Below are 12,319 nucleotides of genomic sequence, written 5' to 3' on the forward strand. Positions count from 1 at the left end.
ACAGGGCCACCCCCATGTCCAAGACTTCGGCGTCCCAGACGCCGGCCCCGGCGCCGCAGCCCGGCTCCCCCTCCGGCGGCGACCCCGCGTCCCAGGGGCTCGCCCACGGTCTGAAGCAGCGCCATCTGTCGATGATCGCCCTCGGCGGGGTCATCGGCGCGGGGCTCTTCGTCGGCTCCGGCGCGGGCATCGCCCAGGCCGGGCCGTCGATCATCATCGCGTACGCGCTCTCCGGGCTGCTCGTGATGCTGGTGATGCGGATGCTCGGGGAGATGTCGGCGGCGAACCCGGCGTCCGGCACCTTCTCCGTCCACGCGGAACGGGCGATAGGGCCCTGGGCCGGGTTCGCCTCCGGCTGGATCTACTGGTTCCTGCTCTGTGTGGTCGTCGGTCTGGAGGGGATCGGCGCGGCGAAGATCATGGTCGGCTGGCTGCCGGGGACGCCCGAGTGGGCGTGGGTCGCGCTCTTCACCGTGGCGTTCTGCGCGGCGAACCTCGCGGCGGTGAAGAACTTCGGCGAGTTCGAGTTCTGGTTCGCGGCGCTGAAGGTCGGCGCGATCGTACTCTTCCTCGGGATCGGGGTCCTCGCGATCACCGGGCTGCTGCCCGGCGGGGGTGAGGCTCCCGGGACCGCGAACCTCACCGGGGAGGGCGGTTTCCTGCCCAACGGGACCGAGGGGCTGGTGTTCGGCCTGCTGGCGTCGGTCTTCGCCTACGGCGGCCTGGAGACGGTGACCATCGCGGCGGCGGAGTCGGAGCACCCGGTGCGCGGGGTCGCCAGGGCGGTGCGCACGGCGATGTGGCGGATCGCGATCTTCTACGTCGGGTCGATGGCGGTGGTGGTGACGCTGGTGCCGTGGGACGACCCGAAGGTGGTGGAGCAGGGGCCGTATGTCGCCACCCTCGACCATCTGGGCATCCCGGCGGCCGGGGAGATCATGAACGTGGTCATCCTGATCGCGCTGCTCTCCGCGATGAACGCGAACATCTACGCGGCGTCGCGGATGTCGTGCTCCCTGGTGGGACGCGGCCAGGGCCCGAGGGCGCTCGGCCGTCTGCACAAGGGCGTGCCGATGACGGCGGTGGTGGTGTCGTCGGGGTTCGGCTTCCTGTGCGTGCTGCTGAGCTACTGGCGCCCGGACGATGTCTTCATGTGGCTGCTGAACATGATCGGCGCGATCATCCTGGTGGTGTGGTTCTTCGTCGGCGTCTCCCAGCTGATCCTGCGCCGCCGCACGGAACGGGAGGACCCGTCGCGCCTGGTGGTGCGGATGTGGCTGTACCCGGGGCTGACGTGGGCGGCGCTGGTGGCGATGGTGGGGGTGTTCGTGCTGATGGCGCGGGAGGGGGAGACCCGGACGCAGTTGTACTACACGGGGGTGCTGACGGTGGGGTTGGTGGTGGTGGGAGTGATCAGGCAGCGCCTGTCGACCCGCCGCGCCTGACCCCTGCCTGAAGCCGGCGCCCCGGGCCCGCACCGTACGGGGTCCTGTGGCACAGGGTCCGTCCTCAAACGCCGGACGGGCTGGGTTTACTCAGCCTCGCCGGCGATTGAGGCGCGGGGGTTCGTGGACCGGCCCCCGACCCGGGCCCGCGGGATGCGGCGACCTGTGGCACAGGGTCCGTCCTCAAACGCCGGACGGGCTGGGTTTACTCAGCCTCGCCGGCGATTGAGGCGCACCGCCCCAGCCCTTCCGGACGGGACGAGGCAGGAAATCCAGCCTCGCCGGCGATTGAGGCGCGGGGGCCCGGGCCCACGGGGTGCGGGGGGGCAGGTCAGAGGGTGGTGGGGTGGTTGAGGGTGAGGAGGGACGAGGTGGTGGGGGTGAGGCGGAGCTCCGTGAGCGCCGTGTTCCCGAGGCGCGGGAAGACCCTCCGGTAGTCCCGCAGGGGAATCCCCAGCAACTCACACAGCACCAGCCGGATCAGCGTGTTGTGAGCCACCACCAGCACCCGCCCCCCCGAACACCCCTCGGCGATCCGCCGCAGCGCCCCCACCCCCCGCGCCGCCGCCGACACGGGGTCCTCCGCCCCCGGGAACGGATTCCCCACCGGGTCCTCCTCGAACGCCGCCGCCGCCCCCGGCGCCTCCCGGGCGAACTCCGCCAGCGTCCGCCCCTCCACCACCCCGAAGTCGCACTCGCGCAACTCCCGCTCCCGGTGCGGGGTCAGCCCCAGCGCCCGGCACGCGGGTTCCGCCGTCTCGATCGCGCGCGGCACGGTGGAGGTCCAGATCGCGTCCACCGGGTGCCGCGCCGCCCACTCCCCCAGCTCCCGCGCCTGCCGGTACCCCTCGTCGGTGAGCGCCACATCGCTCACCCCGGCATAGCGGTTCTCCGCGTGCCAGACCGTCTGCCCGTGCCGGGCCAGCAGCAGTGTCGCGCTCGCGCTCATCGTTCCCGCTCTCTCGGTGTCTCCGTGCGGACGCGCGCGTGCGCGGCCGCCTCCGCCGGCAGCCAGCCACGCCGTTCCAGTTCGTCGACCAGTGTCAGATACGCACCGGTGAACCGCCCCGTGCGCGCGGGTTCCACCGTCTCCCGCACCCGCACCATCCGCTCGGCCGCCGCCCTGAGCGTGGGCGCCGCGCCCGCGCCGTGCGCCGCGAGGACCGCCATCCCGAGCGCGGGCTCGCTGGTGACCGGGACCCGGACCGCCCGCCCCAGGACCTCCGCCCGCAGCCGGGTCCAGTACGCGCTGCGCACCGCCCCTCCGGTGAAGGTGAGCGGCCCGTCCACGGGCGCCCCCAGCAGATCGAGGTAGTCCAGACAGAGCCGTTCGACGAGCGCGACGCCCTGGAGCAGGGCCGCCCAGTGGTCGGCGTCCGACGCCGGCGTCCCGAGGAGGAACCCGGTCGCGTCGGGCGCGACGAAGGGGAAGCGCTCCCCGGGCGCGCCGAGCGGATAGGCGACCGGGCCGGCCGGCTCATGGGCGCGGGCGAGGGCGTCGAGCGCCGCCGGGTCGGCGTCCGGGAAGGCGGCGCGCAGGGCGCCGCCGCCGACGTTGGAGGCCCCGCCGGGCAGCCAGTTCCCGTCGGGAGAGAGATGGCTGTAGACCACTCCGGAGGGGTCGCGCAGCGGGCTCGCGGTGACCCCCTTGAGGACCAGCGTGGTGCCGAGCACCGAGTTCCAGGAGCCGACGGCGAGCGCCCCGGAGGCGATCTGCGCGGCGCACCCGTCGGTCATTCCGGCCACGATCGCCGTCCCCGCCGGAATCCCCGTCTCCGCCTCGGCGGCCCTCGCGACCTCGCCGATCCGGGTCCCCGGGCGGACGACCTCCGGCAGCCCCGGCACCTCCGGCTCCGTGAAGCGCCCCGTCGCGGGGTCGTACCCCGTCTTGAGGGCGTGGCTGGAGTCGGTGGGCAGCGGGCGGCCCGCGAGCCGGCCGGCGATCAGATCGGCCTGGTGGGTGATCCGCCCGGGGCCGTGGGCGTCGAGGAGCAGCCGGGCCCGGCCGGGTCCCCGGCCCGGGGCGCGCCCGTCGTCGTACATCACGGCGGGGGTCAGCGGCGCGCCGCGCTCGTCGGTGAGCAGCACGGTCCCGGAGGTGGAGCAGATCGCCAGGGCGCGGGGCCGGTGGCCGTGGCGCAGGGCCCCGCGGGACGCGTCGCGGACGGCGGTCCACCAGTCGGCGGGCCGCTGCTCATGGCGTACCCCGTCGCGGAGGCCGGTCAGCGGTGCCGAGCCGCTGCCGACGATCTCGCCGGTGTCCGAGGCGATGACGGCACGGACGCTCTGGGTGCCCAGATCGATCCCCATCCACATACGGGTTCCTCCCGCCGCTGGTGCCCGCTTCCTCTGACGCATTCTCACCCCCCGCCGGGGGAAACACGTGCGCGGAGGATTGACGGTCCCCCGACTCTGTCTCAAGCTCATCTCCCATGCGAGGACCCGCGGGCCGGCGGCAGGTCTCCGCCGCTTCGGTACGCGCCCGGCGCGGGAGCGCGGCGGCCGAGCGCGGCATCCCGGTGCCGGCACCCGCCGGCGGCTACGATCCGCTGCACTCCTTCTTCCCCGGTGCCCCGGGTGCGCCCGTCCGATGAGCACGAGGTCCCCCGCCGGTTCCGCGCGGTGGCCGAGGAGCGACGGCGTTCCGGCCGGGGCGCCGATGTCGACGATCACGGAGGAACCGCATGAGAGTTCTGGCTGCCGGCGATCACTTCGTACGGAACGACCTGATCGCGGAGGCCCTGCGCCGCACCCTGTCCGGCACACCGTACGAGCTGGCCGAGCTGACCCTCCCCTGGCCGCTGGAGCCGTTCGGGCCGGTCGCCGAGGTGGCGGAGGCGAGCGACTCCGAGGACGAGCTGATCAAGGCGCTGGACGGTGTCGAGGTCTGTGTCACCCAGATGGCCCCCTTCACCGAGCGCGTGCTGAGCGCCGCGCCGTCGCTGCGGATGATCGCGGTGTGCCGGGGCGGTCCGGTCAATGTCAACGCGGAGGCGGCGCGCGCCCGGGGCGTCCGGGTGTGTTTCGCGCCGGGCCGCAACGCGGCGTCGACGGCGGAGTTCACCATCGGTCTGATGCTGAGCGCGCTGCGCCGCATCCCGGGGGCGCACCACTCGCTCGCCGTGGAGGGCGAGTGGGACGGCTCGTTCTACACCTATGAGCACAGCGGCCTCGAACTGGAGGACACCCCCGTGGGCCTGGTGGGCTACGGCGCGGTGGGCAGCCGGGTCGCGCGGGTGCTGAGCGCCTTCGGGGCGGAGGTGGAGGTGTTCGACCCGTATGTGCGCGGCGATGTGCACGGGATGCGGGCCCGGTCGCTGGACGCGCTGCTGGCGCGCTCCCGGGTGCTGACCCTGCACGCGCGGCTGACGCCCGAGACCCGGGGGCTGATCGGGGCGCGGGAGCTGGCGCTGCTGCCGCCGGGCGCGGTGGTGGTGAACGCGGCGCGCGGCGGGCTGCTGGACACGGAGGCGCTCTGCGACGCGCTGGACAGCGGGCAGGTGGCGGCGGCGGCGCTGGACACCTATGAGGACGAGCCGCTGCGGGCGGGCTCCCGGCTGCTGTCGACGCCGAATGTGGTGCTGACCCCGCATGTGGCGGGGGCGAGCCGGGCCGTGGCGCGCAAGGCGGCGGAGATCACGGCGGCCGAGGTGGCCCGCTATGTCCGGGGCGAGCCGCCGGCCCACGCCCTGGGGTGAGCCCGGTGGGGCGGGCCGCCCCGGCCCGGTACGACGGTGCGTCGCGGGCGATCGCGCCGCGTGTGAGGAGGAGAGCTGACGGTGGCGGTGTACATCGGGATCGACGCGGGGACCTCGGCGGTGAAGGCGGCGGCCTTCGACGAACGGGGCCGCCCGCTGGGCGTCGAGACCCGCCAGGTCTCGCTGTCACTGCGCGAGGGCCGGGCCGAGCAGGACATGGACCAGGTGTTCGGCGCGGTGACGGAGGTGCTCACGGCGCTGGCGGCGGCCGTCCCGGGCCCCGTCGAGCTGATCGGTCTCACCGGGCAGGGGGACGGTGTCTGGCTGGTGGACGGCGAGGGCCGTCCCGTGCGGGCGGCGATCTCCTGGATGGACGGGCGGGCGAGCGGACTCGTCGACGCCTGGCAGGAGTCGGGCGTGGTGGAGTCGGTGTTCCGGCGCACCGGGAGCGCGATGTTCCCGGGCTGCCCGGGGCCGGTGCTGGCCTGGCTGGAGCGGCACGAGCCCGCCGTCCTGGACGCGGCGTCGGCGGCCGTCTACTGCAAGGACATGGTCTTCCAGCGGCTGACGGGCGGCCCGGCGGCGACGGATGTGTCGGACGCGTCGATGCCGTTTCTGGACCCGCGGGCGCGCTCGTACGCGGACGAGGTGCTGCGGGAGCTGGGCATCGGCCACCGGCGCGGGCTGCTGCCCCCGGTCAGCGACCCGATCGCGGTCGGGCGGACGGCCCTCGCGGGCGGGGCGCGGATCGCGAACGGCCCGTACGACCTCCCGGCCTCGGCGCTGGGCGCCGGGGTCACCGCGCCGGGCGACGGACTGCTGATCGTCGGCACCTGTCTGGCCTCGCTGGTCGCGGTCGACGCGCTCGATCTGGAGGGTGAGCCGGCCGGGCTGCACATCTCCACGGACCGGGCGGGGCACTGGCTGCGGGCGATGCCCGCGATGGTGGGCACGGCGGCGCTGGACTGGGTGCTGCGGACGACGGTGGTGGCGCACGAGGAGGTGGACGGCATCCTCGCGGCCACCCCGCCGGGCGCGCACGGTGTGCGGGTGCTGCCCTACTTCGCCTCGTCCGGTGAGCGGGCGCCCTTCGTGGAGCCCCGGCTGCGCGCCGAGCTGACCGGGGTGTCGCTGGAGTCGACCCCGGCCGATCTGATCCGGGCCACCTGCGAGGGCATCGGCTTCGCGGCCCGGCACTGTCTGGAGGCGGCCGGTCTGACGGGCTCCCTGGCGATCTGCGGCGGCGGCACCCGGTCGCCCGCGTGGATGCGGCTGTTCGCGGATGTGCTGGGCAGACCGCTGCGGATCGTGGAGGGCGAGGTGGGGGCGCGCGGCGCGGTGCTCGCGGCGGCCGAGCGGTTCGGGGTGGCGCTGGACACCGCCGCCTGGACGGCTCCGACGGCGGTGGTGGAGCCCGATCCGGAGCGGGCCGCCTTCTACTGCGGGGTCTACCGCGACCACCGGGAACGGCTGGCGGCGGCGCGGGCGAGAGCGCGGGGGAACCCGCCCGCGACGGGCCCGTGACAAGGGGCTCGTACACCGAATTGCCGAGGGAGCGGCGCGCCGGTCCTAGGACCAATGCCTGATCACTCCGCGCGGTCTTCTGCTGCTAACGTGCACTTGCATAAGATGTGCAATAAGCAGTCGGAGGGACCGGACAACAATGGCCATCTACACACTTCCTGATCTGCCGTATGACTACGCCGAGCTCGAACCGGTCATCAATCCGCAGATCATCGAGCTGCACCACGACAAGCACCACGCCGCCTATGTCAAGGGGGCGAACGACACGCTGGAGCAGCTCGCGGAGGCCCGCGACAAGGAGCAGTGGGGTTCGATCAACGGGCTGGAGAAGAACCTCGCGTTCCACCTCTCCGGCCATATCCTCCACAGCATCTACTGGCACAACATGACCGGTGACGGCGGCGGCGAGCCGCTGGACAAGGACGGCACGGGCGAGCTGGCGGACGCCATCGCCGAGTCGTTCGGTTCCTTCGCCAAGTTCAAGGCGCAGCTCACCAAGGCCTCCGCGACCACGCAGGGCTCGGGGTGGGGCGTGCTCGCGTACGAGCCGGTCAGCCGGCGCCTGATCGTCGAGCAGGTCTACGACCACCAGGGCAATGTCGGCCAGGGCTCGGTGCCGATCCTGGTCTTCGACGCCTGGGAGCACGCGTTCTACCTCCAGTACAAGAACCAGAAGGTCGACTTCATCGACGCCATGTGGCAGGTCGTGAACTGGCAGGACGTGGCCAAGCGCTACGCCGAGGCCAAGGAGCGCACTCCGCTCATCACGCCCTGAACCGTGTGAGGTTCTGAACGGCGCACAGTCGTCCTGCTCGTGATCGTCTTCTCAGCCTTCACGTGCGGGCGGATGAAAAAGAGGGGCCCCCGCGAGGACGTGACTCGCGGGGGCCCTTCTCCGTGCCGGAACAGAATGCCGTACGGAATTGCCGGCGGGGGCCGGGGTCAGAGGTTGGAGAAGTCCGGGCCCTTCGTCCGGGTGCGCTTGATCTCGTAGAAACCGGGGACGGAGGCCACCAGCAGGGTGCCGTCCCAGAGGCGGGCCGCCGCCTCGCCCTGGGGGGCGGGGGTCACGACCGGGCCGAAGAAGGCGATCTGCTCGCCGTCCGCGCCCGGGACGGCGATGACGGGCGTGCCGACCTCCTGGCCGACCTTGTCGATGCCCTCCTGGTGGGAGGCGCGCAGCCGGGTGTCGTAGGTGTCCTTCTCCATGTGCTCGATCAGGTCGGCGGGCAGGCCGGCATCGGCCAGCGCGCCGGCGACCGCCTCGCGGGTCGGGCCCTCCTCCTGGTTGTGGAAGCGGGTGCCGAGGGCGGTGTAGAGCGGGCCCAGGACCTCGCCGCCGTGCTCCTGCTCCGCGGCGATGGCGACCCGGACCGGGCCCCACGCGTCCTTGAGCCCCTCGCGGTACTTCTCGGGCAGCTCGTCGAGCTTGTCCTCGTTGAGCACGGCGAGGCTCATCACATGCCAGCGGACCTCGATGTCACGGACCTTCTCGACCTCCAGGACCCAGCGGGAGGTCATCCACGCCCAGGGGCACAGGGGGTCGAACCAGAAGTCCACCGGGGTCTTGCCGTTCTCCGACATCTCTCTCCTCAGGGAATCCGCGTCAGGGTGTGTGGCCCACGTCTCAGCGTGACAACGCGGCGGGGGGCCGGTCGATTCCCCGGATACCCCTCGGAGGAAGCTCATGGGAGTATCGGGGCGTTTGTCACTGCCCATGACGGTCATCGACCACCAGGCCGTGCCGGACCGCGTTCGACCTACACATGTACGAGACATGAAGGAGTGCTCCCTTGCCCGGTGAGAATCTGTCCCGTGACGAGGCCCGTCAGCGGGCGGAGCTGCTGTCCGTCGACGGGTACGAGGTGGCCCTCGATGTGCGTTCCGCGGTCGGGGACGGCCCCGGGAAGGAGGAGGGCGCGACGGACCCCGGGGTCCGGACCTTCCGCTCGGTGACGACGATCCGGTTCCGCTGTGCGCGGCCGGGCGCCTCGTCCTTCGCCGATCTGCTCGCCCCCGCCGTGACGGCGGTGACCCTGAACGGCGAGCGGCTGGACCCGGACGAGGTCTTCGACGGTTCGCGTATCGCGCTGGACTCGCTCGCCGAGGAGAACGTCCTGGTCGTGGACGCGCAGTGCGCCTACAGCCGGACGGGTGAGGGGCTGCACCGTTTCGTCGACCCGGAGGACGGCGAGGTCTACCTCTACACGCAGTACGAGCCGGCCGACGCCCGCCGGGTCTTCGCCAACTTCGAGCAGCCCGATCTGAAGGCGCCCTTCCGGTTCGAGGTGACCGCTCCGGAGGAGTGGACCGTCTGGAGCAACGGCGCGGGCGAGCGGGCGGCGGACGGGGTCTGGCGGTTCGCCGTGACCCGGCCGATCTCCACGTACATCACGGCTGTCGTGGCCGGTCCGTACCACTATGAGACGGATGTCTACCGGCGGAGCCTCGACGACGGGACCGAGCTGGAGATCCCGCTCGGCGCGATGTGCCGCAAGGGGCTCGCCCGGCATTTCGACGCGGACGACATCTTCCTCGTCACCAAGCAGGGCCTGGACTTCTTCCACGAGCGGTTCGGCTACCCGTACCCCTTCGGCAAGTACGACCAGGCGTTCGTCCCCGAGTACAACATCGGCGCCATGGAGAACCCGGGGTGTGTGACCTTCCGCGAGGAGTTCGTCTTCCGGGGCAATGTCACCCGGGCCTCCTACGAGCGCCGGGCCAATGTCATCCTGCACGAGATGGCGCACATGTGGTTCGGCGACCTCGTCACCATGGTGTGGTGGGACGACCTGTGGCTGAAGGAGTCCTTCGCCGACTTCATGGGCTCGTACGCGATGGTCGGCGCGACCCGCTTCACCAACGGCTGGGTCACCTTCGCCAACAACCGCAAGGCCTGGGCGTACCGCGCCGACCAGCTGCCCTCCACCCACCCGGTCACGGCCGACATCCGTGATCTGGAGGACGCCAAGCTGAACTTCGACGGCATCACCTACGCCAAGGGCGCCAGTGTGCTGAAGCAGCTCGTCGCCTACGCGGGCGAGGAGGCGTTCCTGGAGGGCGCGCGGCGCTACTTCCAGCGGCACGCGTACGGCAACACCCGGCTCGGCGATCTGCTCTCGGTGCTGGAGGAGACCTCCGGGCGGGACATGGCCGCCTGGTCGCGGTCCTGGCTCCAGACGGCGGGCGTCAACGCGCTCACCCCCGAGATCATCCATGACGCCGCCGGCCGGATCACCGAGCTGGCGGTCGTCCAGGACGGCGAGCGGCTCCGCCCCCACCGGGTGGCCGTCGGGCTCTACCGGCACGAGGGCACGGAGCTGGTGCGGTACGCGCGCGCCGAGCTGGACGTCACCGGCGCGCGGACCGTGGTGGAGGAGCTGGCCGGGGCCGAGCGCCCGGCGCTGGTGCTGGTCAACGACGACGACCTGACCTACTGCAAGATCCGCTTCGACGAGGTGTCGCTGGAGACCCTGCGGTCCTCCCTGGGCACACTCACCGACCCGCTGGCGCGGGCGCTGTGCTGGTCGGCGCTGTGGAACATGACCCGGGACGCGCTGATGCCCGCCCGGGACTTCATCGGTCTGGTGCTCCGGTTCGCCGGGCGGGAGTCCGACATCGGCGTACTCCAGATGCTGCACGCCTGGGCGGCCACCGCGCTGGCGCACTACGCGGCGCCCGGATGGCGCGCGGAGGGCGGGCGGCTGCTCGCCGAGGGCGCGCTGCGGGAGCTGCGGCTGGCCGATCCCGCCGGTCAGCACCAGCTGACCTGGGCGCGGTTCTTCGCCTCCGTCGCCGCGTCGGAGGCCGACCTCCAGCTGCTCGACGGACTGCTCCGGGGCACCGCGAAGATCGACGGTCTGGAGGTGGACCAGGAGCTGCGCTGGGCCTTCCTGGAGCCGCTGGCCTCGCACGGGGCCGCCGACGAGAAGGTGATCGCGGACGAACTGGCCCGCGACGACACCGCGTCGGGCCGGCGCCACCAGCTGCGCGCGCTCGCCGCGCGCCCGAGCGCGGAGGTCAAGGAACGGGCGTGGGCGCGGGTGGTGGAGTCCGACGCGCTCTCCAACGCGCTGGCCGGCGCCACCATCGCGGGCTTCGTCCAGACGGGGCAGCGGGAGCTGCTGGCCCCGTACACCGAGCGGTACTTCGCGGCGATCGAGCGGGTCTGGTCCGAGCGGTCCATCCAGATCGGCATGGACGTGGTGTCGGGGCTCTTCCCCTCGCTCCAGGGCGAGCCCGCGCTCACGGCGGCCGACGCCTGGCTGGCGGAGCGCCCCCTGGCCGCTCCGGCGCTGCGGCGGCTGGTCCTGGAGGCCCGCGACGACCTCGCCCGCGCCCTGCGCGGCCAGGTCCGCGACGCCGGTTCCGCTGCCTGAACCGGCCCCCGCCCGGTGCGGTCCCGCACCGGGCGGGGCGGGGCCCGATCGTTGCGCCCCGGGAGGTTTGACGGGAGCCGTCCACCCGGGCGGAGGTACGCCCGGGAAAGCGTTTGAACACCCCGACCGGCCCGTGGGCCTGGGGAGTTCGGGGCGGAGCCGTCACGGCCGGCCGACGGGTCCGTCACGGAGGTTAGCCGCACGGTGAGCCGTGGGCATGCCCCGTGCATGAGACACGACACCCGCACCGCGCCGCCGCTGACCCTCCCCCGTGTGCTGACCGCCGTCCAGCTCCGCTCCGAGGGCATCTCGCCCGCCCAGGCCGCCGCCCGCGCCCGGCCCAAGGGCCCCTGGCAGGCGCTGCTTCCGGGGGTGTATCTGCCGCACCGCTCCACCGCCACCAGCGAGGAGCGGCTGCACGGCGCGCTGCTGTACGCGGTGCGGCCGGCCGCGTCGCAGGGCGGCACCACTCCCCCGTGCGGCGAGGCCGTGATCACCGGGCTCGCCGCGCTCGCGCTGCACCAGTTCGACTCGGCGCCTCCGCTGCTCGATCTGGAGCACATCGATGTCCTGGTGCCCCGGTCCCGGCGGCTGCGGTCCGCCGGCTACGCCCGGATCGTGCGGGCGCAGGAGATGCCGGAGGCGCAGGAGATCACCGGGCTGCCGGTCGCGCCCGTCGCCCGGGCCCTCGCGGACGCGGTCGCCCGGCTCGGTGACACGGGCGCGGTACGGCCGCTGCTCGCCGAGGCCGTGCGGCGCGGGCACTGCGAGCCCGGCGCGGTGGTCGCGGAGCTGAACCGCTCCCGGCTGCTGGACCGTCCCCATGTGGTGGAGGCCGTGGACTCGCTGCTCGCGGAGGGGCGGGCGCTGGCCGAGGAGCGGCTGTACGCGATGGTGGACGGCGAGGGGCTGCCGGACCCGCTGTGGAATGTGGATCTGCGGATTCCGGGGGGTCCGCTGCTGGGCGCGGTGGACGCCTACTGGCCGGACCACGCGGTGGCGGTCGAGCTGAACACCCGTACCCCGCGCCGCGACCGGGACGCGGCCTGGTCGGAGTGCGTCCGCAAGCGGGAGCATCTGGAGCGGCTGGGGATCACCGTCGTCCATCTGACGCCGCAGGGGCTGCGGGAGTCGGCCGAGCAGCAGGCGATGGTGGTGCGGACGGCGCTGATGACGGCGTCCGAGCGGGAGCCCGCGGCGTATGTGGTGGTGCTGCCGCGCTGATCCGGCCACCGGGCCGCGTCCGGCGGGGGATTGCTGAGGGTTTGCTCCC

Annotated in this window: 10 protein-coding genes; 7 read left to right on the forward strand and 3 right to left on the reverse strand. The window is 73.1% G+C overall.

Annotation, left to right across the window (positions count from 1 at the left end; all coding sequences use genetic code 11):
* Positions 1–14: 14 nt before the first annotated feature.
* The gene (locus ACWCRA_RS22640) at positions 15–1,445 is read left to right on the forward strand and encodes an amino acid permease (RefSeq protein WP_451068446.1); all 1,431 of its coding nucleotides are present in this window, start codon (positions 15–17) and stop codon (positions 1,443–1,445) included.
* Between the two features lie 331 nt (positions 1,446–1,776).
* Here the strand turns inward: ACWCRA_RS22640 and ACWCRA_RS22645 are convergent, their stop codons facing one another.
* Both ACWCRA_RS22645 and ACWCRA_RS22650 read right to left on the reverse strand, forming a co-directional pair.
* Positions 1,777–2,394, reverse strand: coding sequence for a histidine phosphatase family protein (locus ACWCRA_RS22645; RefSeq protein ID WP_351545238.1), 618 nt, complete (start codon positions 2,392–2,394; stop codon positions 1,777–1,779).
* Positions 2,391–3,761 carry an FGGY-family carbohydrate kinase gene (locus tag ACWCRA_RS22650; protein WP_351545241.1) on the reverse strand — a complete coding sequence of 457 codons (1,371 nt, stop codon included), beginning with the start codon at positions 3,759–3,761 and terminating at the stop codon, positions 2,391–2,393. Before ACWCRA_RS22650 ends, ACWCRA_RS22645 begins: the two co-directional genes overlap by 4 nt.
* 116 nt (positions 3,762–3,877) lie before the next feature.
* Here ACWCRA_RS22650 and ACWCRA_RS22655 point away from each other — a divergent pair, with 116 nt between their 5' ends.
* From ACWCRA_RS22655 to ACWCRA_RS22670, 4 genes are all read left to right on the forward strand, one after another.
* On the forward strand, positions 3,878–4,039 hold the full coding sequence (locus ACWCRA_RS22655) for a hypothetical protein (protein ID WP_351545244.1): 162 nt from the start codon (positions 3,878–3,880) through the stop codon (positions 4,037–4,039).
* Positions 4,040–4,129: 90 nt separating this feature from the next.
* Positions 4,130–5,143 carry a 2-hydroxyacid dehydrogenase gene (locus tag ACWCRA_RS22660; RefSeq protein ID WP_351545246.1) on the forward strand — a complete coding sequence of 338 codons (1,014 nt, stop codon included), beginning with the start codon at positions 4,130–4,132 and terminating at the stop codon, positions 5,141–5,143.
* Positions 5,144–5,230: 87 nt separating this feature from the next.
* The gene (locus tag ACWCRA_RS22665; protein ID WP_351545481.1) at positions 5,231–6,667 is read left to right on the forward strand and encodes an FGGY-family carbohydrate kinase; all 1,437 of its coding nucleotides are present in this window, start codon (positions 5,231–5,233) and stop codon (positions 6,665–6,667) included.
* 139 nt (positions 6,668–6,806) lie between these two features.
* Entirely contained in the window at positions 6,807–7,442 is a 636-nt protein-coding gene (locus ACWCRA_RS22670; protein ID WP_351545248.1) for a superoxide dismutase, read from the forward strand.
* A gap of 167 nt (positions 7,443–7,609) precedes the next feature.
* Here ACWCRA_RS22670 and ACWCRA_RS22675 read toward each other — a convergent pair whose 3' ends face one another.
* Positions 7,610–8,251, reverse strand: coding sequence for a mycothiol-dependent nitroreductase Rv2466c family protein (locus ACWCRA_RS22675; RefSeq protein ID WP_351545250.1), 642 nt, complete (start codon positions 8,249–8,251; stop codon positions 7,610–7,612).
* Positions 8,252–8,460: 209 nt separating this feature from the next.
* Between ACWCRA_RS22675 and pepN the strand changes: the two genes are divergently transcribed.
* Together pepN and ACWCRA_RS22685 are read left to right on the forward strand one after the other, a co-directional pair.
* A complete protein-coding gene (gene pepN / locus ACWCRA_RS22680; RefSeq protein ID WP_451068447.1) occupies positions 8,461–11,046 on the forward strand; it encodes an aminopeptidase N in 2,586 nt (861 codons plus the stop codon).
* Between the two features lie 228 nt (positions 11,047–11,274).
* The gene (locus ACWCRA_RS22685) at positions 11,275–12,270 is read left to right on the forward strand and encodes a hypothetical protein (RefSeq protein ID WP_451068448.1); all 996 of its coding nucleotides are present in this window, start codon (positions 11,275–11,277) and stop codon (positions 12,268–12,270) included.
* Positions 12,271–12,319 lie beyond the last annotated feature (49 nt).

This window comes from Streptomyces sp. NPDC001889, assembly GCF_053594535.1.

Coding starts and splice junctions, on each gene's coding strand:
- ACWCRA_RS22640 (WP_451068446.1), top strand. CDS start 15: ATGTCCAAGACTTCGGCGTCCCAGACGCCGGCCCCGGCGCCGCAGCCC.
- ACWCRA_RS22645 (WP_351545238.1), bottom strand. CDS start 2,394: ATGAGCGCGAGCGCGACACTGCTGCTGGCCCGGCACGGGCAGACGGTC.
- ACWCRA_RS22650 (WP_351545241.1), bottom strand. CDS start 3,761: ATGTGGATGGGGATCGATCTGGGCACCCAGAGCGTCCGTGCCGTCATC.
- ACWCRA_RS22655 (WP_351545244.1), top strand. CDS start 3,878: ATGCGAGGACCCGCGGGCCGGCGGCAGGTCTCCGCCGCTTCGGTACGC.
- ACWCRA_RS22660 (WP_351545246.1), top strand. CDS start 4,130: ATGAGAGTTCTGGCTGCCGGCGATCACTTCGTACGGAACGACCTGATC.
- ACWCRA_RS22670 (WP_351545248.1), top strand. CDS start 6,807: ATGGCCATCTACACACTTCCTGATCTGCCGTATGACTACGCCGAGCTC.
- ACWCRA_RS22675 (WP_351545250.1), bottom strand. CDS start 8,251: ATGTCGGAGAACGGCAAGACCCCGGTGGACTTCTGGTTCGACCCCCTG.
- ACWCRA_RS22685 (WP_451068448.1), top strand. CDS start 11,275: ATGAGACACGACACCCGCACCGCGCCGCCGCTGACCCTCCCCCGTGTG.